23 protein-coding genes are annotated in these 24,496 nt (G+C 63.1%); 6 read left to right on the top strand and 17 right to left on the bottom strand.

What is annotated here, in order from left to right; all coding sequences use genetic code 11:
- Positions 1-3: 3 nt before the first annotated feature.
- From AC1RMD_RS26105 to msrA, 5 genes are all read right to left on the bottom strand, one after another.
- On the bottom strand, positions 4-2,364 hold the full coding sequence (locus AC1RMD_RS26105) for a chitinase C-terminal domain-containing protein (RefSeq protein WP_492930889.1): 2,361 nt from the start codon (positions 2,362-2,364) through the stop codon (positions 4-6).
- Between the two features lie 16 nt (positions 2,365-2,380).
- Positions 2,381-3,397: a cupin-like domain-containing protein gene (locus tag AC1RMD_RS26100; protein WP_492930887.1), complete on the bottom strand. Its 1,017-nt coding sequence runs from the start codon at positions 3,395-3,397 to the stop codon at positions 2,381-2,383.
- Positions 3,398-3,400: 3 nt separating this feature from the next.
- On the bottom strand, positions 3,401-5,116 hold the full coding sequence (locus AC1RMD_RS26095) for a glycosyl hydrolase family 18 protein (RefSeq protein ID WP_492930885.1): 1,716 nt from the start codon (positions 5,114-5,116) through the stop codon (positions 3,401-3,403).
- Positions 5,117-5,446: 330 nt separating this feature from the next.
- On the bottom strand, positions 5,447-5,854 hold the full coding sequence (locus AC1RMD_RS26090; protein ID WP_492930883.1) for a DUF1842 domain-containing protein: 408 nt from the start codon (positions 5,852-5,854) through the stop codon (positions 5,447-5,449).
- 120 nt (positions 5,855-5,974) lie between these two features.
- On the bottom strand, positions 5,975-6,475 hold the full coding sequence (gene msrA, locus AC1RMD_RS26085; protein ID WP_492930882.1) for a peptide-methionine (S)-S-oxide reductase MsrA: 501 nt from the start codon (positions 6,473-6,475) through the stop codon (positions 5,975-5,977).
- 133 nt (positions 6,476-6,608) lie between these two features.
- Between msrA and AC1RMD_RS26080 the strand changes: the two genes are divergently transcribed.
- Positions 6,609-6,797, top strand: a complete 189-nt coding sequence (locus AC1RMD_RS26080) for a hypothetical protein (RefSeq protein ID WP_492930880.1) — start codon at positions 6,609-6,611, stop codon at positions 6,795-6,797.
- Position 6,798: 1 nt separating this feature from the next.
- Here AC1RMD_RS26080 and AC1RMD_RS26075 read toward each other — a convergent pair whose 3' ends face one another.
- From AC1RMD_RS26075 to AC1RMD_RS26040, 8 genes are all read right to left on the bottom strand, one after another.
- Positions 6,799-7,611, bottom strand: coding sequence for a substrate-binding periplasmic protein (locus AC1RMD_RS26075; RefSeq protein WP_492930878.1), 813 nt, complete (start codon positions 7,609-7,611; stop codon positions 6,799-6,801).
- Positions 7,612-7,724: 113 nt separating this feature from the next.
- The gene (locus tag AC1RMD_RS26070) at positions 7,725-8,843 is read right to left on the bottom strand and encodes an aldo/keto reductase (RefSeq protein WP_492930876.1); all 1,119 of its coding nucleotides are present in this window, start codon (positions 8,841-8,843) and stop codon (positions 7,725-7,727) included.
- Positions 8,840-10,336 carry an FAD-dependent monooxygenase gene (locus AC1RMD_RS26065; protein ID WP_492930874.1) on the bottom strand — a complete coding sequence of 499 codons (1,497 nt, stop codon included), beginning with the start codon at positions 10,334-10,336 and terminating at the stop codon, positions 8,840-8,842. The genes AC1RMD_RS26070 and AC1RMD_RS26065 overlap by 4 nt, the downstream gene beginning before the upstream one ends.
- A 53-nt stretch (positions 10,337-10,389) precedes the next feature.
- Positions 10,390-11,454, bottom strand: a complete 1,065-nt coding sequence (locus tag AC1RMD_RS26060) for an aldo/keto reductase (protein ID WP_492930872.1) — start codon at positions 11,452-11,454, stop codon at positions 10,390-10,392.
- Positions 11,455-11,495: 41 nt separating this feature from the next.
- Positions 11,496-12,152, bottom strand: a complete 657-nt coding sequence (locus tag AC1RMD_RS26055) for an HAD family hydrolase (RefSeq protein ID WP_492930870.1) — start codon at positions 12,150-12,152, stop codon at positions 11,496-11,498.
- 17 nt (positions 12,153-12,169) lie between these two features.
- A complete protein-coding gene (locus AC1RMD_RS26050; RefSeq protein WP_492930868.1) occupies positions 12,170-12,877 on the bottom strand; it encodes an AfsA-related hotdog domain-containing protein in 708 nt (235 codons plus the stop codon).
- A 120-nt stretch (positions 12,878-12,997) separates the two neighbouring features.
- Positions 12,998-14,155, bottom strand: coding sequence for an MFS transporter (locus AC1RMD_RS26045; RefSeq protein ID WP_492930866.1), 1,158 nt, complete (start codon positions 14,153-14,155; stop codon positions 12,998-13,000).
- Positions 14,156-14,241: 86 nt separating this feature from the next.
- Positions 14,242-15,240: an aldo/keto reductase gene (locus AC1RMD_RS26040; protein WP_492930864.1), complete on the bottom strand. Its 999-nt coding sequence runs from the start codon at positions 15,238-15,240 to the stop codon at positions 14,242-14,244.
- A 160-nt stretch (positions 15,241-15,400) separates the two neighbouring features.
- Here AC1RMD_RS26040 and AC1RMD_RS26035 point away from each other — a divergent pair, with 160 nt between their 5' ends.
- Positions 15,401-16,321, top strand: a complete 921-nt coding sequence (locus AC1RMD_RS26035; protein WP_492930862.1) for a LysR family transcriptional regulator — start codon at positions 15,401-15,403, stop codon at positions 16,319-16,321.
- 10 nt (positions 16,322-16,331) lie between these two features.
- Here AC1RMD_RS26035 and AC1RMD_RS26030 read toward each other — a convergent pair whose 3' ends face one another.
- Positions 16,332-16,631, bottom strand: coding sequence for a hypothetical protein (locus AC1RMD_RS26030; RefSeq protein WP_492930860.1), 300 nt, complete (start codon positions 16,629-16,631; stop codon positions 16,332-16,334).
- 276 nt (positions 16,632-16,907) lie between these two features.
- Between AC1RMD_RS26030 and AC1RMD_RS26025 the strand changes: the two genes are divergently transcribed.
- The 4 genes from AC1RMD_RS26025 to AC1RMD_RS26010 are packed head-to-tail and all read left to right on the top strand — an operon-like array spanning position 16,908 to position 22,845.
- Entirely contained in the window at positions 16,908-19,409 is a 2,502-nt protein-coding gene (locus AC1RMD_RS26025; RefSeq protein ID WP_492930858.1) for a hybrid sensor histidine kinase/response regulator, read from the top strand.
- A gap of 12 nt (positions 19,410-19,421) precedes the next feature.
- A complete protein-coding gene (locus tag AC1RMD_RS26020) occupies positions 19,422-19,835 on the top strand; it encodes a response regulator (RefSeq protein ID WP_492930856.1) in 414 nt (137 codons plus the stop codon).
- A complete protein-coding gene (locus tag AC1RMD_RS26015; protein WP_492930854.1) occupies positions 19,832-22,414 on the top strand; it encodes an EAL domain-containing protein in 2,583 nt (860 codons plus the stop codon). Before AC1RMD_RS26020 ends, AC1RMD_RS26015 begins: the two co-directional genes overlap by 4 nt.
- A gap of 53 nt (positions 22,415-22,467) precedes the next feature.
- Positions 22,468-22,845, top strand: coding sequence for a DUF5329 family protein (locus AC1RMD_RS26010; RefSeq protein WP_492930852.1), 378 nt, complete (start codon positions 22,468-22,470; stop codon positions 22,843-22,845).
- A gap of 93 nt (positions 22,846-22,938) precedes the next feature.
- Here the strand turns inward: AC1RMD_RS26010 and AC1RMD_RS26005 are convergent, their stop codons facing one another.
- Genes AC1RMD_RS26005 through AC1RMD_RS25995 form a run of 3 tightly spaced genes read right to left on the bottom strand, consistent with a single transcriptional unit; the run spans position 22,939 to position 24,426 of the window.
- On the bottom strand, positions 22,939-23,454 hold the full coding sequence (locus AC1RMD_RS26005) for a hypothetical protein (RefSeq protein ID WP_492930851.1): 516 nt from the start codon (positions 23,452-23,454) through the stop codon (positions 22,939-22,941).
- Positions 23,455-23,487: 33 nt separating this feature from the next.
- Positions 23,488-23,796: a hypothetical protein gene (locus tag AC1RMD_RS26000; RefSeq protein WP_492930849.1), complete on the bottom strand. Its 309-nt coding sequence runs from the start codon at positions 23,794-23,796 to the stop codon at positions 23,488-23,490.
- 15 nt (positions 23,797-23,811) lie between these two features.
- Positions 23,812-24,426, bottom strand: coding sequence for a hypothetical protein (locus AC1RMD_RS25995; protein ID WP_492930847.1), 615 nt, complete (start codon positions 24,424-24,426; stop codon positions 23,812-23,814).
- Positions 24,427-24,496: the final 70 nt, after the last annotated feature.

Here is a 24,496-nt window from a genome sequence, read left to right as displayed (position 1 = left end):
CCCTTATTTCAGCGCGACCGGCAGGCCGGGGTACTCATCGCTCAAGGCGTAGCGCACGCCGTTCACCGTGACCACGTAGGCGGACGGCCCCGAGATCGGCAGCGAATAGTTCAGCGTCAGCGACACCGACGCGCCAGGCGCCAGCGACTGCCAGGTCGGGATCGTGAACTTGGCGTGGTTGAAGCTGGCCTTGAAGCCGCCGATGTTGTTCGGCCCCGAGTAGCCGGCCTTGGTCACCACCAGGCCGTAGCCCGATTGATCGCTCATGTTGGCCGGCGCCGACACCGGATAGTCGAACTCCACCACCGAGCCGCCCGGGATGGTGACGGTGGTGTTGTTCGTCACCGTCATCACAGGGTTGATCGGGTAGTTGCTGTCGCCGAGCTTCCAGCCGCCCAGCGCGATGCTGACCTTGGCGCTGCTGGCCGGTATCGGCGATTCCGCCCGCGTGGCGCCGTACGGGCTGGCGGTCTTGAAGGCGTTGTAGATGTTGGTGGTCAGCGTGTAGCCCATGAAGTACTCGCCTTTGCCGCCGTTCCTGCTGGCGTCCCAGGCGTAGTCGCCGGCCAGTTCCCAGATCATGATGCCGCCGATGGCGTTGTCGATCACGTACTTGGTCTTGACGGCCATCGATTGCGCGGTCTCGGTGGAGATGAAGACTTTGCGCGTGGCGTTCCACAGCCACGGCGCCGCCATCGTGGCGCTGTAGTTGGCGGTGTAGGCGCCGGTGATGGTTTTCTCGGTGACGCCGTAGACATCCAGGTAGTCCGGCACGATGGCGTTTTGCAGATTGAGCGCGTGCCATAGCGGATTGCCGCCGCCGGGGACCGGCTTGCCGTTGGTATCGAGGTCGTACCAGAGGTTGTCGATGCCGACCGCGCCGGTGCCGCAGGTTTTGACGCCGGCGCAGGCGACGGTGTCGTTCACCAATGGCGTGGTTCCCCACAGGCCGTTGGTGCCGCCGGTGACATCCTTCCAGCCACGCGTGTAGTACGGCACGCCGATGTTGATGCGGCCGGCCTGCAATGCGCCCCGATAGTAGCGATAGGCCCAGTCGACGTTCAGGTAGCCGATGCCGCCGTAGGAGTAGGCGTTGCCGGCCCTGAGTTCGGCATCGTTACCGTCGTCGAACAGCGCGGCGTTGGGACCGACGTACTGGTTCCATCCGCCGTGCAGGTCGTAGGACATCAGGCTGGCGTAGTCGAGGTACTGCAGGCCGGAGAGGTTTTCCTCGCCGCGCAATACCCAGCCCGACGCGGAGCCGGCGATGGTCAGCATGTAGTACTTGTTGTCGGCGATGGCTGCGGTGTCCAGCTTTTGACGCACGGTTTTCAACAGCACGTTGTAGCTCTTCATCAGGCCCGCCAGGCGTGGCTTGGATAGGCCGAAGTCGAGCGGGTTGCCGGCTTCGTTGTTGGTGGTCGGGTGCTCGTAGTCGATGTCGATGCCGTCGAAGAAGGTGTATTGACGGAGCACGGCCACCATCGAGTCGGCCAGCGTGTTGATGCCTGCGGTGTTGAGCGAGCCGTCGGCGTTGGTGGTGGCGGTGTAGAAGCCGCCACTGCCTGCCCAGCCGCCTACCGACAGCATGACCTTCACGCCGGGGTAGCGCTTCTTGTATTGCGACAGCAGGTTGAAGTGGCCTTTGTACGGCAGCGATGGATCCATCGCGGCGGCGGGGATGGTCGGCCAGGTCATGCCGGTGTCCGGGTTGTTGGCGCCGGAGCCCAGTTGCACTTTGGCGTTGGCGTCCACTGCGGCGAAGGCGTAGTTCACGTGGGTGATTTTGTCCCACGGGATGTTGTTGACCAGGTAGGACGGCGTGTTGTTCGCGCCCGTGCGCCAGCTGGTGAAGTAGCCGACGATGCGGCGGTTCAGGCCATTGGCCAGTTTCTCGCGGCCGTTGGCGTCATACACGCCGCAGTAGTTCACGTTCGGCACCGGCGAGGCCAGGCCGTCGGGACGGCACGCGACCGGCGTCGGTGTTGGCGTTGGTGTCGGAGTGGGCGTAGGCGTCGGCGTAGGCGTAGGCGTCGGAGTTGGTGTCGGCGTGGGCGTGGGCGTGGGCGTCGGGGTCGGGGTCGGTGTCGTGGTGTCCAGCGCCCACGGTCCCCATTGTTCGGTGCCGGGCACGTTATTCTGCGTCCACCACTTGGCCTTGTAGACCGCGCCGTTGTAGGTCACGCACATGCCGACCGTGTAGATCGCGCTGGACGACCATGCCGGGCAATCGGCGGCCGCTGCGGCGGTTTGTATCCCGCCCATCAGTTTGGGTCCTGGCGTCGCGCTTTGAGGATCGGAGCCGCCGCCACAGGCGGCGACGGCGCTGCCGATCAGCGCCAGCATCAATAGGTTATGTCGCATTTTTGTCTCCCGTATTTTAAAAATCGTGATTGTTCGGGTAATGACTATAAAAGTCGTTGTCCCACTTGAAGTGGGTGGCAGAGATGGTGATGGTGATATCCAGCGCTTCGACGAAGTGCCACCAACCGACGGGCAGGAACAGGATCTCGCCTGGTTCCAGCACGCAGTCGATGACGGGCACGTCTGCCATCATCGGAAAACGCTGCAGGTCGATGTTGCGTCCATCGACCGGGGTAAAGCAGTGGCGCTGGTTGTACAGCTTGGGCGTATCGCAGGGAGCGATCAGCCGCACGCGTTTGCGCCCCGCGATCTGGATCATGAAGTTGTTGGTCAGGTCGTGATGGAACGGCGTGATGGTGCCGGCCGGACCAAACCAGAAAAAGCCGCGCCCTGCCGGGTCCAGATATTCCGGCAGCGGCGGCGCGTCGGCCATCAGCTCCTGCAGCGACTCGCGATTCTGGCCGTCGTTGTTGGCGGTCATGTAGAAGTCGTTGGTGTGGCCGCTGTCGCGCACCAGTTCCACGTACTCGCCGAAGCGCATGCGCCGCTTGTGCGACTGGCTGTTCATCTCATAATCGGGATCGGCGCTGCGGCCGAACTGCACTTCCACCATGCGTTCGCCCAGTTGCCGGCTGAGATATTCCAGCGTCCACTTGCCGCGGGCGGCGCAATCTTCCAGCATGCCGGTGATGATCACCGGCAGGTTGCGGCGATAGTGCTGCTCAAGGAACTCCGCAGCGGAAAGGCGCTCCCGGCGCGGCACGGTGGTCGGCGCCAGCCGGTTCAATTGCGACTGGATGCGGAGCACCCAGTCGCGCTTGGCCAGCCGGTTATGCAACCGCGATACGCCCTGCAGGTAAGGGCTGCGCAGCGCGGCGGCGATCTCCGTGTTGGCATCGCGGGCGCCGATGCCGGACTGGGTCAGGATGCCGACCAACGTATCGGGCCGGATGCCGAGAATCAGGTTCTCGGCGATCCAGCTGCGCCATGCGTCGGTGACGCCGATGGTTTGGACAACGGCATGGCGCTTCATGGCTTAGCGTCCTTTCCAGACGGCGCTGGTCAGGGCGCCGCTGGCGTCGCCGTCCAGCTCCCACGAGAAGGCCCCGCGCAGGCTTTGGTCGCGCATGTACTGCATCTTGGTCGCGATCACGGTCGGGTCGTCGTAGCTCCACCATTCACCGGTGCCGGTGTACAGGAACAGCTGCTTGGTCTGCGGATGGTACCAGCGCGTGCCGGCCTTGTTGACCAGGACCTTGTAGTCTTCGATGCCGGTTTCGTAGGCGCCTGCCGCACCGCCGGTGGTGGTTTGATACAGGCCGTTGGCGTTCGGGCCGGCGGCTACGCCTTTCCATCCGCGTCCGTAGAACGGCACGCCGAGCAGGATCTTATTGCGCGGCATGCCGGCTGCCACCAGCGCCGTCAAGGCGTCGTTGGTGTTGTACTTGGCGAGGATGCCGGTCGCAGGATCGGCAGGATCGTGGTACAACGGCGCGTGGAAGTTGGTGGTGCTCTCCCATGCGCCGTGGAAGTCGTAGGTCATCAGGTTGACCCAGTCCATGTACTGCGAGTACACGGCTGGTTCGGTCTGGGCGATCTTCTCGGTGCCGGCGCCGATGGCGGCCGTCAGCGCATAACGCTTGCCGTCTTTGGCGCCTTGCGCGTCCAGCTGTGCGCGGAACTCGGCCATCAGCAGCGTGAAGTTATGCTTGTCGTTGACCGTGTCGACGGTGTTGTACGGCTGGCCGCCGCCGCCCGGATATTCCCAGTCGATGTCGATGCCGTCAAACACGCCCTTGGCCGAGCCGGGGCCGCCGCGTCCATCCTGCACCGGCAGGTCGCCGGCGATGAACATCTTCACGCAGGACTTGGCCAGCTGCTTGCGCAAGGCGTCGGTCTTGGCCGCGGCCGAGAAGTTTTTCGACCAGCTCCAGCCGCCCAGCGAGATGAACACTTTCAGGTTCGGGTGCGCGGCCTTGAGCAGCTTCAGTTGCAGGAAGTTGCCGGTCAGCGGAGCGTCCCAGGAGACGGTCTTGCCGTCCACGGTGCGCGCGGGCTGGCGTTGATAGTCGGCGTAGGCGTCGCCGCCGGTGCCGGCTTGCGGCGAGGTCGGGGTGTCGTTGCCCACTTCGGCGCGGGTGACCATATCGCATTCGTAGCCGCCGTTCTTGGAGTAGGTGTTGCCGAAGGCGTAGTTGATGAAGGTGAGCTGGTCGGCGACGCTGGTCTGCACGCCATTGACCGGAGTCTTGGTGGTGTGGATGTCGGCCACTTCGTAGCTGCGGCCGTACACACCCCACTGCGCGAAGTAGGAGCCGATTTCACGGCCACCGACCGGCGTAGGCGTCGGCGTTGGGGTTGGGGTTGGGGTTGGGGTTGGGGTCGGTGTTGGAGTCGGCGTAGGCGTTGGAGTCGGGGTCGGCGTCGGAGTCGGCGTCGGGGTAGGTGTCGGGGTAGGCGTCACGGCTTGCAGCGCCCAAGGCCCCCACTCCTCTGTGCCCGGCACATTATTTTGCGTCCACCACTTGGCCTTGTAGGTGGAGCCGTTGTAGGTCACGCACATGCCGACCGTGTAGATCGCACTGGACGACCATGCCGGACAATCGGCGGCTGCTTCGGCGGTTTGCACGCCGCCCAGCAGTTTCATTTGTGGTGTGGTGGTGGTGGGGCTGTCGCTGCCCCCGCCGCAAGCCGCCAACATGCTGGCGATCAGGCCGAGTACGGCCGCGTTTCCCTTGACTGCACGTTCCATGCTTTCTCCTCCTTGGGTGGGTAAATCTATGCTTTTATTATTTTTTCAGGATGGAACGCAAAGAAGTGGTAGTCAAGTGGTTTTATTTTGTGGTATCCAATCAAATACCAGTTACAACATAGGAAGAGTTATTACGGCAAGAACCAATATGGAACTTGAAACGGAGTGTGAGTGCCCACCAACCTGTTTCAGCAAGCAAAAGGGCGCAGATGCGCCCTAACTTTCGAATGTCTCAAATTGAACATCGTGTTAATCGGTGCGTACCAATTTTGTGCACGTTGAAAGTGGTACTGACGCCGACAGCGGCGCCAAACCGCGGCAATGCCGGAATCAGGCGCTGGTTGCCAGTTCCGGCAACACCGCATGCGCACTGCCGTCGCGCACCTCGACGATGCGCGCTTGCTGTGGCTGGCCAAAGCTCATCTTGTAGCAAACCTGACCATTCCTGGAGGCGGTCGGCAACACCATCAGCAGCTGGAACGCGCTCGGCGCTTCCTCCACCGTGGGGAAAATCGCCGGCAAGCCGGCCAGCACCACGGCCTCCAACGAGTGCTCGCCTTCGATCCGGGTGTGATGTCCGCGGACCGAAATGCCGGCGCTTTCGCCCCCCTCAAACGCCACCCGGGCGTGGCCGATCACGCTATCGTTTTGCGCATTCACGACCAGGTTCAACCACAAAGTGGGCGCGCCTGCGGCGCCGCTGGTGACTTCATACACTGCTGTAAATAATTGACTCATGGTGCTTCCTAACGAAGAGAGATAGAACATGAGTCAAACTGTAGCGGCGCCGCGAAAACTTTGCCTTCCGAATACCTTCCGGCACCCAAGTGATTGATTACAATGAATATTTATTTCAACTCAGCGCTTGGGCAATTGCCAGTCCGGACGGACAAAATGGCAGGTGTAGCCGTTGGGAATGCGCTCAAGATAGTCCTGGTGCTCCGTTTCGGCCTCCCAGAACGGCCCGGCCGGCGCCACTTCGGTGACGACTTTTCCCGGCCACAAGCCCGATGCGTTGACGTCGGCGATGGTGTCCTCGGCCGTCGCCTTCTGTTGCTCATTGGTATAAAAAATAGCGGAACGATAACTCGTGCCGATGTCGTTGCCCTGCCGGTTGCGGGTGCTCGGATCGTGGATCTGGAAGAAGAATTCCAGGATTTTGCGATAGCTGATGACGGCCGGGTCGAAGACGATTTCCAGCGCCTCGGCATGGGTGCCATGATTGCGATAGGTGGCGTCTGGCACGTCGCCGCCGCTGTAACCGACCCGCGTCGCCAGCACGCCGGCCTGTTTGCGCACCAGGTCCTGCACGCCCCAGAAGCATCCACCGGCCAGGATGGCGGTCTCAGTTGTTGTCATGGTCTATCCTTGGTGAGTGTGTCTGTTCAATTTAGTGACGTTCGCCATTTCTTCAAGATGGGTCCGCGCCACAACAATTGCTGTTGTGCTAAGCTTGAGCGCTGACGTACACCTAGAAAAACGGGAGTCCTCCATGCAAGTAGAACGACGTTCGCGCCCGGACCGGGTCAAAGCCATCGCCGTCAACGCCGGCCTGGGCCTGCTTGAAACCGCCGGCCGTGAAGCCGCCGCCACGTTCCTCGAAGATGCCGGCGTGCCCTTGCCGGTGATCGCCCGGGTGCTGTCGGAGCCGGACCGGCGCCGCGCCGAAGACCTGCGCTAATCTAGTACCGCGTCGGCGAGTACCAGAGTTCCTTGTGCTGCAACGGCGTTTCGTCCGGCAGGTCGGGATTGGGCAGCTCCAGCACGATGCGCTGGCTCAATTTGGTACGCCGGATCAGATCAGCATTATAAGCGCGGAATAATTGCTCGAACGAGCCGTCCTTGCGCGCCCGTTTCAAACCCTTCTCCAATGCCGCGGCCAGCGCCGGGTTGTTCTTGTTGACGAAGAAGTACACCGCGGCCGGATAGTGCAAGGCCAGCGTCGTTTCCACCACCTCCCCTTGCGCCGCATGCTGTTCCGCCTCGCCCCACACCTGGCGTATCGAACGCGGGAAATAGTCGAAGCGCCTCACGGCCAGCATCGCATGCAGATTGTCGGCGGTGGCGCCGGTGACCACATCGAAGCCGCTGGCCTTGAGCACGGTCGTGTCGGCCCAGTCGTAGCCTTGGCCGATCTTGTATTGCCGCAGTTGTTCGAGCGTGTGCACCGCCTCGAACTTGGCGCTGTCCTGGGCGTTGATCACGCCGATGCGCCAGCCGGCCAGCCCCATGTCGAGCGGAATGCGCACCGGCAGCAGCAGCTGTTCCCGCTCGCGGGTGGTCATCGCCCAGATCACGTCGACGTGGCTGCCGTGCGCCAGCTCCTGCACGGCGCGGCCTTTGATCGCCTTCACATTCCAGGTCTGCAACTGGTGTTTGGCGCCGGACTTGCGCATCACCAGTTCCAGCATCTTGACGAAGTAGCCCCGGTCGAGTTCGATCTGCGGCTGCGGATAAGCAACGCGCATGGGCTCGGCGTGCACGCCGACCGCCATGAGCAGCGCCAGCCCGCATGCCGCCAGCCATGTTAAAAAATTGTATTTATTACCAAGTTGCTTCATATACCAAGAATAGCACAGAGTATTGTCATGCAACCATGGAACCGCCCTTACAGATCGACGGTGGTCAGCTCCTTGTCGGTGTAGCGCTTGCCATGGGCCGCGTCCAGCGGGAACAGCCGCTCGATCGCCGCCCGTTCGGCCGCCGACAGTTGCAGCGACGCCGCCGCCAGGTTATCGGCCAGATGGTCGGCGCGCCGGGTCCCCGGTATCGGGATCAGGTGCTGCCCCTGGCCCAGCAACCAGGCCAGCGCCAGCGTCGCGCTGCTGCAGTCGCGGCGCGCCGCCAGTGCGGAAAACGCCGTGACGATGGCCTGGTTGTGGCGGAAGTTCTCCGGCTGGAAACGCGGCAGTCCCTTGCGGAAATCACCGGCCGCCAGCAGGCTGGCCGGCGCCGCCTGGCCGCTCAACAAGCCCCGGCTGAGCGGTGCGTACGGCACGAACGCGGCGCCGATTTCCGCGCACAGCGGGATCAACTCGCGCTCCGGCTCGCGGCTCAACAACGAATACTCGGTTTCCACGGCGGCGATCGGATGGACCGCGTGCGCGCGCCGGATGGTCGCCGGCGACGCCTCCGACAGGCCGATGGCGCGCACCTTACCCTCGCGCACCAATTCGCCCATCGCGCCGATCATGTCTTCCACCGGGTGCTTCGGATCGATGCGGTGGGCGTAATAGATATCGATGCAATCGGTGCCGAGGCGGCGCAGCGACGCTTCGCACGCCGCCTTGACGTAGGCCGGGCGATTGTCCACATGCCAGCCCTGCTGCTCGCGCACGATGCCGAACTTGGTGGCGACCACGGCGCGCGCGCGGCGCCCGCGCAAATACTGCCCGAGCAAGACTTCATTGGCGCCGCGACCATACATGTCGGCCGTGTCCAGCAGCAGCACGCCGCGTTCGAGCGCGGCGTCGAGCGTGCGCTGCACGTCGCGCGCGTCGGGTGCGCCATAGAACTCCGACATGCCCATGCAGCCCAGGCCGACGGCCGGCACCATCAGGCCGGATGGGCCCAACCGGCGCAGCGCCGGCGCGCCGGCGGCAGTGGCCGCGCCGGCTGCGCCGGCCGCCTGCGCCGGGAGCATGCCATGCGCCAGCCAGCCCGCCGCGCCCATCTGCAACAAACGGCGCCGGCCGGCGTCCGCGACCTGCTTCATGTCTTGCTTCATGCTGACTCCTTCGCTGAGTGATAGAAACGATCCAGGTACTGCTCGAGTTCCGCCATGCTGCCGCAAAAGCCGACGTAGCCATCCGGCCGCACCAGGCAGGCGGCGTGCCGGTCCAGGCCCAGCGCCGCGCGCCAGGCGTCGTCGCCGGTCTCCAGGCGCGCCGCCACCAGCACCTTGCGGTAGCGCTCCAGCGCGGCGTCGGCCAGGTCGTCATTGCAGAACACCACGTTGCGGCCCAGCTTGGGGATGTCGTAGGTGCTCTGCAAGCCCAGCAGGCCGTCGTCGCGCGCGCAGTACGGCACGTGGCGTCCCACCAGCGAACTGCTGTCGACGTTGTGGTCCGCCAGCAAACCGGAAAAATCATGCGTCAAGCGACGCCGATAGAAGGCGCGGTTGGACATGGCCGGCGTGTAGCGCCAGCGCATGTGCTCGGCGCCGCCGCGCCGCAAGATCAGCTCGGTATTCGCGCCGGTCAGGTCGGCCGCCTTGCCGACCGCGATGTAGCGCTCGCGGCGATAACTCTGCAACAGCTCGGTCTTGGCCGCGCCCTGCAGATACAGCGCCACCTTCCAGCCGAGATTGGCGGCGTCCTGGATGCCGGTATTCATGCCCTGCCCGCCGATCGGGCTGAACAGGTGGAAGGCGTCGCCCGCCAGGAACACCCGGCCCACATGGTTGCTCGCCGCCAGGCGGTTGAAGAAGCGCGCGCTGGAACTCCACACCACTTCCTTGATCCGCAGCGACTGCGGGTAGTACTTGTCCAGGAAGCCTTGCAGCTCGGCCAGGTCGGGCGCCGGGCGCCCCGCCGGCAACGGGCCCGGCTTGCTCACCACCAGTCGCGTCAGGCCGTTGTCCATCGGCAGGAAAATCAAGAATCCTTCGTCATACACATGGTAGGACGTCATGTCCGACTCGACCGTGCCGTCGAAGTACACATCGCCCATGATGAAATGGACGTCGTAGTCGTAGCCCTCGAACGGCATCTCCAGCAATTGACGCACGCTGCTCTGGGCGCCGTCGCAGCCGATCACCATCTCGTAGCGCTTGCTTGCCAGCCGGCCGTTGGCGTCACGTACCGCCACGGTGACGCCGTCCGCGTCCTGCTCCAGCTGCTTCAATTCATATCCGTAGTCGACCTTGCCGTTGGCGCGTTCCAGCGCCAGCCGTATCAGCGATTCGGTCTCCGGCTGCGGCACGCTGAGGTAGTAGTTGTACAGGCCGCCCAGCCGGCGCTTGTCGATGCGGGCGCAGCGCGTGCCGTTGAAATACACGGCGATGTCCTGGATCGGCTTGCCGCGCCCGGCGAACTCCGCCTGCAAACCCAGTCCGTGAAACGCCTTCAGGCTTGCGGCGCTAACGCTCAAGGCCTTCGAATAGCTGTTGCCGCCATTGTTCTTTTCGATGATATCGGCCGCGATGCCGTACTTGGCCAGCTCGGCGCCGACGAACAGGCCCACCGGCCCCGCCCCAACTATCAATACACGTGCGTTCATGTCCCGTCCTCCGTAGACCGGCGCGCCAGCGCGCCGGCCCCTGCATCAAAAATTTATGGGTAGATATCGTGCGGCAGGCGGCGGTCGCCGGCCACATTGCACATATGCCAGTACGGATAAGGCTTCTCGCGCGAGGAGACGTTGTCGAGCGCGCGCACTTCCTCGGCCGACAGTTCCCACTCGACCGCAGCCAGGTTGTCGCTCAGTTGCGCGGCGCGGGTCGCGCCGATCACCAGCGAGGTCACGCCGGGTTTGCGCAGCAGCCAGTTCAGCGCCACTTGCGGCACCGTCACGCCGCGCTCCAGCGCGATACGGCCCAGCACGTCGATGACGTCGAAGGCCTGCTCGCGGTCCGCCACCGGGGCCGATTCGAACGGCGTGGCGTGCGACAGGCGGCTGCCCGCCGGCAGCGGCTCGTTGCGCTTGTATTTACCGGTCAGGAAGCCGCCGGCCAGCGGGCTCCAGATGGTCAGGCCGACGTTCTGGTCCACGCACAGCGGCACGATTTCATGTTCCAGTTCGCGCGCGGCCAGGTTGTAGTAGCCCTGGTAGCAGACGAAGCGTTCCAGGTTGCGGCGCTCCGACACGCCCAGCGCCTTGGCCAGTTGCCAGGCGGCGAAGTTGGACACGCCCAGGTAGCGGATCTTGCCGCTGCGGACCAGGTCGTCCAGCACGCGCAGCGTTTCCTCGATCGAGGTGCGCGGATCGAAACCGTGCAGGTGGTAGATGTCGATGTAGTCGGTCTGCAGGCGTTGCAGGCTTGCGTCCACGGCGGCGATCAGGTGGTGGCGGGTGGAGCCGACCTGGTTGGGATCCTCGCCGGTGCGCCAGCGGCCCTTGGTGCCGATGATGGTGGACTGGCGGCGGCCCTTCAGCGCCGCGCCCAGCAGCTCTTCGCCCTGGCCGTTCTTGTAGACGTCGGCCGTGTCGAAGAAGTTGACGCCGTGGTCCAGCGCCTGGTGCACCATGTTGATCGCTTCCGATTCGCCCACCACGCCAAACTCCGACCAGTTGCGGTCCGGCGCACCGAGGAACGCGCCTTGTTCGCCAAACGTCATGGCGCCGAAACATACTTCAGAAACCGATAAACCGGTGTCACCCAAATAACGATATTTCATGCCTGTCCTTGCTAAGTGTAAGTATTGAAAAAAGGGATAAATTAAATTTCTTCAGCCTGGGACATCACTTCCCATTGCTGGTCCAGGGCCAGCTGGCGCATGGGTTCCTGCGGATACACGGCGACCCCGCGCCCCACCGCGCGCAGCATGTCGGCGTCCGAGATGTGGTCGCCGTAGGCGGTGCAGGTGCTGGCGTCGACACCGCGCCGCGCGCAGTACTGGCGCACCAGCCTGCCCTTGCCGGCGCCGATCGCCTGCGCCAGCAGGCGCCCCGTGTAGCGGCCGTCGATCACCTCCGGTTCGGAACACAGATAGGCCGAAACGCCCAGCTGGTCCATGACCGGATAGATGATGTCGCGCATCGCGCCCGACACCGCCACCACCTCGTCGCCGATGGCCTGGTGGGCCTTGAGGCGGCGCACCACGTCCGGCTGGTAAGGCACGCTCATGGCGCCGAAGAAGTCGCGCGCCTGGCGCCGCACCTCGGCCTGGCTGTAGCCGCAGAACAGCGAGTAGTAATAGCGGTTGATGTCTTCCCGCGTCGCCCCCAGGCCGATCTGCTTGTTGATGGTGACCATGATGCGTTCGTAGCTGCCGTGCGTCGGGTCCTCCACCCGCGCCAGGTAAGCCCGCAGGAACGCGAACATGCTCTTCATCGCGATCAACGTTTCATCGACATCGAAAAAGGCGATAGCCACGATATCGCTCCCGCCGCTCAGGCAGCCAACGCGGCTTCTTCCGCTTCGGCATGCTGATGGTTGGCGCCGCAGGCCGAGTTGGCCAGCTCCGATTCCTTCTCGTCGATGTACTGGCTCGAATAGGCGCAGAAGTTGCTGCGCACCACGGCCACCAGCAAGTCGTTCTGGTAGAACGAAATCTCGCAGTCGACTTTCAGATAGCGCCCGGGCTTGCGGCTCTCCGACAGCGCGCGGAACACGATGGTCAGCGGCAGCGGGAAGGCGAACTGCTTGAACTCCGTGTTGAGCGAATTGAGCACGAAATAGCAACGATTGCGGTCGGCATCGTCCAGCAAGTGATATTCGGAAGTCGAGATCAGCATCTGACGGCCCGCCTCGGTCAACACGATGCCCTGGATGTGCTGGCCGGTCGAATGGTCATTGAGCAACTCGCCGGAATCGCAGATCGACAGGTTGGCGCAATAGCTGCCGTCTTCCTGCGCCACCGGCCGCGTGATCAGCACGTTCTCGCGCTTGTGCTTGTGCACGCTGCGCTGGTGCAGCGGATCGCACTGATCCAGGATCTGCATCAGGTTCTGCACCTGCACGCCGCCCTTGCGCTGGCGCTCCATCAAATTGGCCACGCCTAGAAAACGGTCGTACTCAACACCCTGGCCGATGACGATCTGGTCTTGCTCCAGCGCCGCACCCTGCCAAATTTCCCGCTCCAGTTCACTGATGGTCAAGACGTTCTTCTTGTCACTCGCAAATTTCTTGAAACGATCTCCAACGACAACCAAATTAGCCATCAAACTACCCTTTCGATTAACATCAACAAAAAAAAACCAAACCTAAAACCAACTTCCTCAACCGTTGAGCGCCACCGCCTTGCCGCGTCCATAGAGCAGCGTGACCGCCAGGCCCGCCAGCGTGATCAGGGCCCCGAACGCCGGCACCATGCCGATCCCGATGCCGGAGGCGATCACCACCCCGCCGACCCAGGCGCCGCCGGCGTTGCCCAGGTTGAAGGCGGCGATATTGCAGGCCGCCGCCAGCGTCGGCGCGCCGCTGCCGCGTTCCAGCACCTGGGTTTGCAGCGGCGAAATGGTGGCGAACATCGCCGCGCCGAACAGGAAGATCAACGCCGCCACCGCATAAGGATTGTGGGCGGCCGGCACCAGCAGCAGCAGCACGGTGGCCAGCGCAGCCAGCGTCAGGCGCAAGGCCAGCGCGGTATTGCGGTCGGCCAGCTTGCCGCCGATCGGATTGCCCACCACCATGCCCAGCCCGAACAACACCAGCATCGGCGACACATACTGTTCCGACAGCCCCGTCACCTGTGTCAGGAACGGCGCGATATAGGTGAAGGCCGCGAAGGTGCCGCCGAAGCCGAGCACGGTCACGGCGAAGGCTTGCAGCATCTCCGGCTGGCGCAGCACGCGCAGCTCGGCCCGCAGGTTGGGGGCGCTGGCGGCACGCGCCAGTTTGGGCACGAACAGCGCCGTCGCCAGCGTGGCCAGCAAGCCGACCAGGGTCACCGCGCAAAAGCTGGAGCGCCAGCCATAGGCCTGTCCGATGACCGTCCCCAGCGGCACGCCGATGACATTGGCCAGCGTGGCGCCCAGGAACATGGTGGACAGGGCGCTGGATTTCTTGCCGGCCGGCGCCAGGTCGGCGGCCACCACCGAGCCGATGCCGAAGTACGAGGCATGGACAAACGAAGTCAGCAAACGGGCCAGCAGGATTTGCCAGAACGAACCGGCCAGCGCGCAGGCCGCATTGCCCAGGGTGAACAGCGCCATCAGGCCGATCAGCGCCGGCCGCCGCGGCAGCCGGCTGAGCAACGGCGTCAGCAGCGGCGCGCCCAGCACCACACCCAGCGCGTAGACGGTGATGATGTAGCCGGCGCCGCTGATCGAGGTGTTGAAATCGCGCGCCATTTCCATCAGCAAGCCCATGACGATAAATTCCGTCGTTCCGATCCCGAAGGCGCCCACCGCCAGCGCATAAATAGAGACCGGCATCTTTTGCTTCACATTACTTCCAGACACATTGATTCCTTTGTAGGTCAGCGACCGCGGCGCGGTCGCGTAAGAGACGAAAGCCGGGCTCAGCGCTCCAGCAGGTCGAGGTCGCCCTGGGCGTAGCGCGCGCCGTGCACGCTGTCGCCGCGGAAGATGGCGTCGAGGGCGGCCAGGTCGGCCGCGGCCAGCGTCACCGCGGCGGCGGCCGCGTTCTCTTCCAGGTGGCGCAGTTGGCGGGCGCCGGGGATCGGCACGATGTGCGGGTCCTGATGCAGCAGCCAGGCCAGCGCCAGCTGCGCCACCGTGATGCGGCGGCCGTCCGCCAGTTGCTGCAGCTGGCCGATCAGCGTCAGGTTGCTGCGCAAGGCGGCGTCCTGGAAGCGCGGCAGCGTGCGGCGGAAGTCATCCTGCGCCAGGCCGTCGGTCGAGGTCATGGCGCCGGTCAGGAAGCCCCGGCCCAGCGGGCTGTACGGCACGAAGCCGATGCCCAGTTCGCGGCAAACCGGCAGCACCTGGCTTTCCGGATCGCGGCTCCACAGCGAGTATTCGCTTTGCACGGCGGCGATCGGATGCACCGCATGGGCGCGGCGCACGGTGGCAGCCGACACTTCGGACAGGCCCAGGTGGCGCACCTTGCCTTCACGCACCAGGTCGGCCATCACGCCCACCACCTCCTCGACCGGCACCGACGGGTCGGGACGGTGCTGGTACAGCAGGTCGATGGTGTCGATGCCGAGCCGTTGCAGCGAGCCGGCGACCGCCTCGCGGATGTGTTCCGGACGGCTGTCGACGCCGGCCATGCGCGCCACACCCTGGCCATGCGGCAGGATGCGGAAGCCGAACTTGGTGGCGATCTGCACCTTGTTGCGCACGCTGCGCAGCGCCTTGCCGACCAGCTCCTCGTTGACGTAGGGGCCGTAGACTTCGGCCGTGTCGAAGAAGGTCACGCCCAGGTCGACCGCCCGCTCCATGGTGCGGATCGACGCCGCATCATCGCCGCCGCCATAGGCAAAGCTCATGCCCATGCACCCCAGGCCGATGGCCGAAACTTCCAGGCCGCCACTTCCCAATTTCCGCTGTTTCATTGTTTTCCTCCGTCTGCAAATAGTGGAAAAAATGATACATTTGCTTTATCATTCATACAATTAGCGGAAAATCACTTGTACCAGTGAAATAATTTCATTAATGAATCTAGCGCGCAATCTACGGTATGGCCGCCGTCCTTAATTTTTTCGAATCGACTCTATGCGCCATGACCTCAACGACCTGGAAGTATTCATTGCCGTGGCACGCCACCGCAGCTTCCGCAAAGCCGCCGAGGAAAGAAACGTCACCGCCTCATCGCTGAGCCACGCCATGCGTGCGCTGGAAACCCGGCTGGGGATACGACTGCTGAACCGGACCACGCGCAGCGTGGTGCCGACCGAAGCCGGCAAACATTTGTACGCGCGGGTGAGCCGCGTGATCCAGGACCTGGAACAGGCGCTCGACGAGATCAACGGTTTTCGCGACACCATCCAGGGCACGCTCAGGCTGAACGTGCCGCGCCCGGCGGCGCGCTTGCTGCTGGCGCCGATGCTGAGCGGTTTCCTGAAGGCGCATCCGGGCATCAAGATCGAGGTCATCACCGACGACCAGCTGGTCGACATCGTGGCCCAGGGCTACGACGCCGGCGTGCGCTTTGGCGAGAGCCTGGCGCTGGACATGATCGCCGTCCCGATCGGCGCGGCGCAGCGCTTTGCCGCGGTGGCCGCGCCGGATTTCCTGGCCGTGCACGGCCGCCCCGCCAGTCCGCTGGACTTGCGCGACCTGCCCTGCATCGGCCGCCGCTTCCCGAGCGGGGTGATCTATTCGTGGGAATTCGAGCGCGACGGCCAGGGCCTGACCGTCAGCGTCGACGGCCCGCTGGTGCTGGACGACGACGCCATGATGGTGGACGCGGCACAGAACGGCATCGGCATCGCCTTCGTCCATGAGTCCTATGCGGTGGAACAAATCCGCCAAGGCAAGCTGGTGCGCCTGTTCGAAGACTGGTGTCCGGCCATGCCGGGCTTCTACCTGTACTACCCCAGCCGCAAGCACATGTCGGCGGCCTTGCGCGGCTTTGTCGACTGGTGCATCAAGTACCGGCAGGATGAGAAAGCCGCCGAAGCGGCGACGGCTTAATCAGGCCGCGTCAGTCCGGCGGCAGCTCGCGGATTTCCACGCCGCCGCCGGCTTCGTAGTGCGGATTGCCGATCAGGAAACGCGCGGCATCGTCGAGGTTGGCGGCGCGTACGCGCAGGTAGCCGGTGACGTCCAGGCTGGCGGAATCGGCCGGCGCGCCTTTGCGGTACAGGGCGCCCTTGCCGATGGAACTGCCGCCGTCGAACTGGCCGCCCTGGCGCAGACCGGCGATATAGGATTCCCACAGCGCGCCGCTGGCGGCGTCAGGGTGCGCGGTATCGTCAAGCATGAGGATGATGTAGTCGTTCATGGTCGCTCGCGGAGTGGCGTTGATGCCGTATTTTATCAGCGTACCAGCGGGGATCCGCCACTACGCTCTTGCAAGCCAGCCGTTGTATTTAGGCGTCATCACTGCCTCAGTGAGTATTGATGAGACTGCCGTTTGGAAATTGCGCCCATAATGGGTCCGTCACTATCGATCCTTCGCACTAGTCACCGGCTAACTCTTCGGAGATCGCACCTGAACAAGTCAGGCCTCGGCATGTACTGGCAGGCCTCCGTTGTGTGATCGATCGAGAAGATGCCTATGTCTACCAGTGCCATCAACGACGGCCCGGGCGCGGGACCGGATAGTACCGACGTCCATGTGGAGTCCGCCCGCAAGGATGCGCTGATCAAGACCAGCGCCTTGCAGGACGCCATCATCAACAATGTGTATTTCTCCAGCATTGCCACCGATGAAAAGGGCGTGATCCAGATCTTCAACCGAGGAGCCGAGCGCATGCTTGGCTACACGGCCGAGGACATCATCGACCGCGTCACCCCCGCCGACATTTCCGACACCGCGGAATTGATCGCGCGCGCCGGCAACCTGAGCAGGGAATACGGCACGCCGATCAGCCCCGGCTTCGAGGCGCTGGTGTTCAAGGCGGCGCGCGGCATCGAGGACATCTATGAACTGACCTACGTGCGCAAGGATGGCAGCCGGCTGCCCGCGGTCGTCTCGGTCACCGGCTTGCGCGACGCCAACGGCACCATCCTCGGCTACCTGTTGATCGGCACCGACAACACGGCGCGCAAGCAGGTCGAGGCCGAACAGGCGCTGCTGGACCAGCGCCTGCGCGACCAGCAGTTCTACACCCGCTCGCTGATCGAATCGAATATCGACGCCCTCATGATGACCGATCCGCAAGGCATCATTTCGGACGTGAACCAGCAGATGGTGGCGCTCACGGGGCGCACGCGCGACGAACTGATCGGCGCGCCCAGCAAGAATTTCTTCACCAATCCGGTGCAGGCCGACGCCGCCATCCGGCGCGTGCTCAAGGAGAGCCGCGTCAACGACTATGAGCTGACGGTGCGCGCGCTGAATGGCGACGAGACCGTGGTCTCCTACAACGCCGCGACCTTCCATGACCGCGACCGCAAGCTGCAGGGCGTGTTCGCCGCCGCGCGCGACGTGACCGAGCGCAAACGCTTCGAGCGCGCCCTGCATGAAAAGAATGTCGAACTCGAACACGCGAGCCGGATGAAGTCGGAATTCCTGGCCACCATGTCGCACGAGCTGCGCACGCCGCTCAACGCCATCATCGGCTTTTCCGAGGCGCTCAAGGATGGCCTGGTCGGCGCGATGAGCGACAGCCAGCACGAATACATCGGCGACATTTTCACCAGCGGCCAGCACTTGCTGTCCTTGATCAATGACATCCTGGACTTGTCCAAAGTCGAGGCGGGCATGATGGCGCTCGATCTCGACGCCGTCGACGTGGCCGGCCTGTTGTCGAACAGCCTGTCGATCGTCAAGGAAAAGGCCGCCGCCCAACACATCGGCCTCGCGCTGCAGATCGAAGGCGAGCTGGGCATGCCGCATCTCGACGTCCGCAAGACCAAGCAGATCGTCTACAACCTGCTGTCGAACGCCGTCAAGTTCAGCGCCGAGGGCGCGCGCGTGACGCTGAGCGCGCGCCTGGTCGGCGGCAATCAGGTTGGCGTATTGCCCGGACAGTGGCCGGTGCACGGCTTCCCCCGGCCCGACAACGAATTCAAGGACTTTCTCGAAATCTGCGTCACCGACAGCGGCATCGGGATTTCGCAGCGCAATATGGCCAAGCTGTTCCAGGCCTTCAGCCAGATCGACAGCAGCCTGGCGCGAAAATTCCAGGGCACCGGCCTCGGCCTCGCCATGGTCAAGGAACTGACCGAACTGCACGGCGGCACCGTCGCCGTCGCCAGCGCCGAAGGCGAAGGCGCGCGTTTTGCCGCCTGGCTGCCGATGCGCCTGGACCTGAATATCGCCGGCGCCCTGCCCCCCGGCGTCGGACCGGCCGCCGAGCCGCGCGAACGCCTGGCCCTGGTCATCGAAGACGACGAACGCGCCGCGGAACTCATCCGCCTGCTGCTCGAAGCCGAAGGGTTCGCCGTGCTGATCGCGGCCAGCGCCGAGGAGGCGCTGGTGCTGGCGCCGCGCTATTCGCTCAGCCTGATCACGCTCAACCTCCTGCTGCCAGGTATAGACGGCTGGGAGTTCCTCCAGCGCATACGCGAAAACGGCACGTTGGCGCGGGTGCCGGTGGTGGTCATTTCCAGCAAAGTCGACAGCAACATGGCGCTGGCGGGCGGCGCGGCGGCCGTGCTGCAAAAGCCCGTCAGCCGGCAGCAGCTCAAAGGCGCGCTCGGCGGCCTGGGCCTGGAGCCGGTGCCGGAACACACGCACACCGTGCTGGTGGTCGACGACGATCCCAAGGCGGTCGAAGTGATCGCCGCCTTCCTTCCAAGTCCGGCCTACTCGGTGGTGCGGGCCTACGGCGGGGCGGAGGCGCTCGCGCTGGCAAGGCGCTTGCGGCCCAACCTGATCCTGCTCGATTTGATGATGCCGGAAGTGAGCGGCTTCCAGGTGGTGGAGGCGCTGCAGCGCAATGACGAGACCGCGCGCATCCCGATTCTGGTGGTGACCGCGAAAGTGGTGACCCAGCAGGACCGCGCGGCGCTCAACAAAAATCCGGACCAGGTCATCCACATCATCGAAAAGTCGGGGTTCAACCAGATCCGGTTCATGGCTGAAGTACGGCGCGCACTGTTGTCATCGTAGACGGAGAACAGGATGGCCACAATATTGATGATTGAGGACAACGCGGCCAACATGAAGCTGGCCCTGCTCTTGCTGCAGAAGGCTGGCCATACCGTCTTATGCGCGACCGACGCCGAGAACGGCCTGATGTTGGCGCGCACCGCAATGCCGGACCTGATCCTGATGGATATCCAGTTGCCTGGCATGGATGGCCTGGCGGCGACCGCGCTGCTCAAGCAAGACCCGGCCACCGCCGCCGTGCCCGTCATTGCGCTGACGGCCATGGCGATGAAGGCCGACCGCGAAAAGAGCCAGCTCGCCGGCTGCGACGCCTACATCGCCAAGCCGCTGCGCTACCAGGAATTGTACGCAACCATCGATGCCCTTTTGCTCGCCGCGAAAAACACCGCGGCCAGCCAGTTCAACCCGTTTGGAACACCGCCGTGAGCAGCCAGGCTGCCCACATCCTGATCGTCGACGACGAGCTGCCGAACCGCAAGCTGCTCGAAGCGCTGTTGCGGCCCGAGGGCTACCAGACCGAGACCGCCGCCAGCGGCGACGAGGCGCTGGCGGCGGTGGCGCGCCACGCCCCCGACTTGATACTGCTCGACGTCATGATGCCCGGCATGGACGGCTACGCAGTCGCCCGGCAACTCAAGGCCCACCCCGCGACGGCGACCATTCCGATCATCATGGTGACGGCGCAAATCGACCGCGCGGCCCGCCTGGCCGGCTTGACGGCGGGCGCGGAAGAATTCCTGACCAAGCCGGTGGACCGGGCCGAATTGTGGCTGCGCGTGCGCAATCTGTTGCGCCTGAAGGCCTACAACGATTTCCTCGCCGGACACAGCGCGATGCTGGAGCAGCAGGTACAAGCGCGCACGGCCGACCTGCAGCGCTTTCGCAGCGCCATGGATGCGACCGCCGATGCGATCTTCCTGGTCAGCCGCGGCAGCATGTGCTTTGTCGAAGTCAACGCGACCGCCTGCACCATGTTCGGCTACACGCGCGAGGAGCTCATGCACTTGGGCCCGGTGCAGCTCGGCGGCACCCGGGAAGAGCTGGAAGCCCTGTACGACGCCATCATCGCCGGCCGCGGCGCGAATACATTTTCCGAGCTCACGTTGCAGCGCAAAGATGGTTCCGAGATTCAGACCGAAGTGCACAGGCAGGCGCAACACTTCGACAACGAATGGATCATCGTTGCCGTGGTGCGCGACATCACCGAGCGCAAGGAGACGCAGCAGCGCTTGCACCACATGGCCCACTACGACGCGCTCACCGGCTTGCCCAACCGCACATCGTTCTATGAAACGCTGGCGCGCATGGTGGCCCAGGCCGCACAGAACGCCTGGCAGGTCGGCGTGCTGTTCATCGATCTCGACTATTTCAAGAACGTCAACGACACGCTGGGCCACGTCGCCGGCGATCAACTGCTGGGCCACGTCAGCACGCTGCTGCTCCAGTGCGTGCGCGCGCGCGACATCGTCGGCCGCATGGGCGGCGACGAGTTTGCCGTCATCCTGATCATGCAGGACGGCCAGCAAGGCGCGATTCACGTCGCCAACAAGATCCGCGATGTGCTGCGCACGCCGCTCGCGCTGGAGGGCCATATGGTCGCCATCACGGCCAGCATAGGCATCACGGTCTTTCCGGAAGACGCCGACAATCCCACCACGCTGATCAAGTACGCGGACACGGCGATGTACCGGGCCAAGCAAGCGGGCCGCGACACCTATCGTTTCTTCACCGCGCAGATGAATGCCGAGGCGCTGGCGCGGCTCGACATGGAAGCCGCGCTACGCCAGGCGGTCGAGAATGAGGAGTTTGTCCTGGTCTACCAGCCCAAGGTGCAGCTCGATACGGGGCGGATCTGCGGGGTCGAAGCCTTGCTGCGCTGGCAGCGTCCCGGGCACGGCCCGGTGCCGCCGAGTGAATTCATTCCGGTGCTGGAGGAGACCGGCCTGATCGTGCGCGTAGGAAGCTGGGTGATCGAGACCGCGTGCCGCCAGATTGCGCTGTGGATGCGCTCGACAATAGGCCCGGTGCAGATCTCGGTCAACGTCTCCGGCCGCCAGTTCGTGGAAGGCGACCTGGATGCGGACATCATCAAGGCGCTGCGCGACAACGATATCACGCCCGATCTGCTGGAGCTGGAGCTGACGGAAAGTTCCCTGATGACGAACACCGCCCGCACCATCGCCACCCTGCAAAACCTGAAAGCGTTGGGCATCCAGATTTCGATCGACGACTTCGGCACCGGCTATTCGAGCCTGGCCTATTTGCGCCGCTTCCCGATCGACAAACTGAAGATCGACATCGCCTTCATTCGCGAAGTAACGAGCAATCCCGACGACGCCGCCATCGTGCTGGCGATCATCAGCATGGCCCACAGCCTGAAGCTGGAAGTGATTGCCGAGGGCGTGGAAACGGAAGCGCAACTGTCTTTCCTGCGGCGCCACCACTGCGACCAGATCCAGGGATATTATTTCAGCCGTCCACTGTTCCCGAGGGATGCGGACGCCGTGCTGCGCGATCAGAAATGCCTGCCGGCGTCGAGCAACGCGGCACCGGTGCGGCGCCAGACGCTGTTGCTGGTCGACGATGAGGCGTCGGTCATCACTTCGTTGCAGCGCCTGCTGCGTCCGGACGGCTACAACATACTCGCAGCGCTATCGGCCGCCGAGGGTTTTGAATTGTTGGCGCTGCATGAGGTGGAAGTTATTTTATGCGACCAGCGCATGCCAACCATGAACGGCACGACCTTCCTGGACCGGGTGAAGGAGCTGTACCCGAACACGCTGAGGATTGTGCTGTCGGGATATACCGACCTCGAATCCATCATGGAGGCGATCAACCGGGGAGCGATCTACCGCTTCTACACCAAGCCATGGGAAAACCATCTCTTGCGCGACAATATACGCGAAGCGTTCAGACACTACCGCCTGCTGCACGACTTGCCGCTCGAAGCCATCGACGATGACGACAGAAAGCCGGGAAACGTGCTCCATTCCTGCGAAAACTGACTCCGGCGCCAGTTGGCGTACCATGGAGGATCTTGTAAACTTCAGGATTAAATATGCAATATCGTTACGCCGTGCCGCTGTTGGTGATTGCCATGTCGTCGAGCATGGCCGCCGAATTGCCGGCCGCATCGCGCGCGGAAATCGACGCGCTGCTGAACCGGCTGGGAAGCTCGGGCTGCCAGTTCAACCGCAACGGCAGCTGGTATAGCTCGACCGACGCCAAGGCCCATCTGGCAAGCAAGCTGGACTACCTGATCGACAAGAAGAAGGTTGAGGGGACGGAGCAGTTCATCGCCGTGGCGGCCAGCACCAGCAGCAGGTCTGGCAAGGACTACCTGGTGAAATGCGGCACGGCGCAGCCGGTGTCCAGCGGCGCGTGGCTCAAGAGCGAACTGCAAACCATCCGCGCGAAACAGGCGTCGGCGAAATAGGTTGATCACTGACGTGGCTGTTTTCAAAGGCCGTCGCCGCCATGACGACGGGAGCCACTAACCCGACAGATCAGCCATGCTCTTGCAAGCGCTCTATTTCGGCGCCCCGCTCAAGTTAATTTTGCCGGTCGCGGAATAGAGGCTTCGAGTATTTTTTGGACCAGTAAGCGGCATCAAATAGGCACTTCTATTTTTTTGAAAGCTTCCACTCTGCCCTAGCGCACCAAACGGGAAACTGACACAAACGAATGTTCCCCTGGCATCCGTCACCGTTCCCCACTCCGCCATATAAGGGTTCAGTTCAGTGGGGCGTGTTGTGAAGCCAGAAAGCGCTCGGGCCGAATCGACTGGATAGATCTTGTGATCAAAGAGAATGCCCTTCTCAGCGCCCTTCTCCGCAAAGCCGATCTCCTTTCCCTGCACGACGAGATAATAGGTCGCGTTGAACCCATCCTGGTAGTCGTCTTGCGAGTTAATTTCTTCTGTCGGCAGAGCCCTCCAAGTAACGGACGAGGCAACGACTCTCGCGGACAGGCAGCTAAGAATCGCCGCCGTGGAAGGCTCGGCAGCCCTTGCATCGAGCACGACCAGGCAGGTCATGAAGAACAAACGTCTGCACATCATTTCTACGCCGTAGGATTACTATCTAAAGCTGACGACGGAATCGTAAGCATGCTTGCGAATGAGCTCCATCAGCTTGGCGTCACCCTTGTATTTTGCCTTCAGCGTCTTCAACTGCCTCTGCGCAGGCTGGCAATATTTAACAACGGCCTGCTCGATCTCCCGCTGTCGTTGCTCGCTTAGGCTCCCGTCAAACTCCCCCGCTGCGTGGTCGCATTCATCGGCATTCAGTATGAAATTTTGGATATCTTTCGGAACGGGCACTCTGGCATTTGCCACCCCAGCAGCAACCAACCAGGCAACTAAAACGACAAATCTTGAGACCATCATGTTCTCCTTCAGTTGCTAGCGCCCATTATTGGACCAATGCGGAACATCCTTGTTTCCGCCAAAGTACTTCTTGACGCCGTAACTGGCAGCAACCGCAATAAGTTGTCGGTTCATTCCTGTACGAGGCGTGGTATCGATCCTGACCAGCGTGCCTTTTGCATCCTTCACAAAAACGGTACCTTTCCACGAAATTGCCATATCGATGGCAAGGCCCAAATTGTGCTGTGACCGCAAGGCAGGCTTGGTCCGCAGCCTTCGAATGGACAGCGCGGCAACCATATCTGACGCGGCCTTGATGGATTCGGCCTTGGTCGGATGCTCCCATTCGATATCGACACCGGCCAGCGCTGGAATTTTAGATGCATCCAGACCGTCATTTACGATCCGCCAGGACCAGTGCATCAAATACGAACGCTTAATTGGACGATACGTCGCATCAATTGCAACGTCGATGCCCGCCTCCGTCATCGCGCAGATGTAGTCCTCAACCGCGTGACGGAAAGTACCAGCGAGATCTCGGGTGCTACTGCTGCCCAAAAAACGCTTTGCCCAATGTGCGCCACTCAACTCCTTGTTGCTTTGAACAGGGCGCACGTTGCTTGACTTCGGTGGGGAATGAATAGCAGCCATAAAGGAACCTCCTCTATCTCGATTCGGCATTAACAGGAAGATTCAAAGGTTATGACCAATTCCGGCATCC

The sequence above is a fragment of the Duganella sp. GW822-FHT06D06 genome (genome assembly GCF_058799615.1).
The sequence above is the reverse complement of the archived record's forward strand: the minus strand, read 5'-3'. Positions and strand labels throughout refer to the sequence as shown.

What these genes read in the sequence shown, in the direction of transcription:
- AC1RMD_RS26075 (WP_492930878.1), bottom strand. Translation starts at nt 7,611, where the DNA reads ATGGCGGTCGGCGTGCACGCCGAGCCCATGCGCGTTGCTTATCCGCAG.
- AC1RMD_RS26035 (WP_492930862.1), top strand. Translation starts at nt 15,401, where the DNA reads ATGCGCCATGACCTCAACGACCTGGAAGTATTCATTGCCGTGGCACGC.
- AC1RMD_RS26070 (WP_492930876.1), bottom strand. Translation starts at nt 8,843, where the DNA reads ATGAAGCAAGACATGAAGCAGGTCGCGGACGCCGGCCGGCGCCGTTTG.
- AC1RMD_RS26000 (WP_492930849.1), bottom strand. Translation starts at nt 23,796, where the DNA reads ATGATGGTCTCAAGATTTGTCGTTTTAGTTGCCTGGTTGGTTGCTGCT.
- AC1RMD_RS26020 (WP_492930856.1), top strand. Translation starts at nt 19,422, where the DNA reads ATGGCCACAATATTGATGATTGAGGACAACGCGGCCAACATGAAGCTG.
- AC1RMD_RS26010 (WP_492930852.1), top strand. Translation starts at nt 22,468, where the DNA reads ATGCAATATCGTTACGCCGTGCCGCTGTTGGTGATTGCCATGTCGTCG.
- AC1RMD_RS26060 (WP_492930872.1), bottom strand. Translation starts at nt 11,454, where the DNA reads ATGAAATATCGTTATTTGGGTGACACCGGTTTATCGGTTTCTGAAGTA.
- AC1RMD_RS26100 (WP_492930887.1), bottom strand. Translation starts at nt 3,397, where the DNA reads ATGAAGCGCCATGCCGTTGTCCAAACCATCGGCGTCACCGACGCATGG.
- AC1RMD_RS26030 (WP_492930860.1), bottom strand. Translation starts at nt 16,631, where the DNA reads ATGAACGACTACATCATCCTCATGCTTGACGATACCGCGCACCCTGAC.
- AC1RMD_RS26090 (WP_492930883.1), bottom strand. Translation starts at nt 5,854, where the DNA reads ATGAGTCAATTATTTACAGCAGTGTATGAAGTCACCAGCGGCGCCGCA.
- AC1RMD_RS26040 (WP_492930864.1), bottom strand. Translation starts at nt 15,240, where the DNA reads ATGAAACAGCGGAAATTGGGAAGTGGCGGCCTGGAAGTTTCGGCCATC.
- AC1RMD_RS26045 (WP_492930866.1), bottom strand. Translation starts at nt 14,155, where the DNA reads ATGCCGGTCTCTATTTATGCGCTGGCGGTGGGCGCCTTCGGGATCGGA.
- msrA (WP_492930882.1), bottom strand. Translation starts at nt 6,475, where the DNA reads ATGACAACAACTGAGACCGCCATCCTGGCCGGTGGATGCTTCTGGGGC.
- AC1RMD_RS26080 (WP_492930880.1), top strand. Translation starts at nt 6,609, where the DNA reads ATGCAAGTAGAACGACGTTCGCGCCCGGACCGGGTCAAAGCCATCGCC.
- AC1RMD_RS26025 (WP_492930858.1), top strand. Translation starts at nt 16,908, where the DNA reads ATGTCTACCAGTGCCATCAACGACGGCCCGGGCGCGGGACCGGATAGT.
- AC1RMD_RS26065 (WP_492930874.1), bottom strand. Translation starts at nt 10,336, where the DNA reads ATGAACGCACGTGTATTGATAGTTGGGGCGGGGCCGGTGGGCCTGTTC.
- AC1RMD_RS26095 (WP_492930885.1), bottom strand. Translation starts at nt 5,116, where the DNA reads ATGGAACGTGCAGTCAAGGGAAACGCGGCCGTACTCGGCCTGATCGCC.
- AC1RMD_RS25995 (WP_492930847.1), bottom strand. Translation starts at nt 24,426, where the DNA reads ATGGCTGCTATTCATTCCCCACCGAAGTCAAGCAACGTGCGCCCTGTT.
- AC1RMD_RS26105 (WP_492930889.1), bottom strand. Translation starts at nt 2,364, where the DNA reads ATGCGACATAACCTATTGATGCTGGCGCTGATCGGCAGCGCCGTCGCC.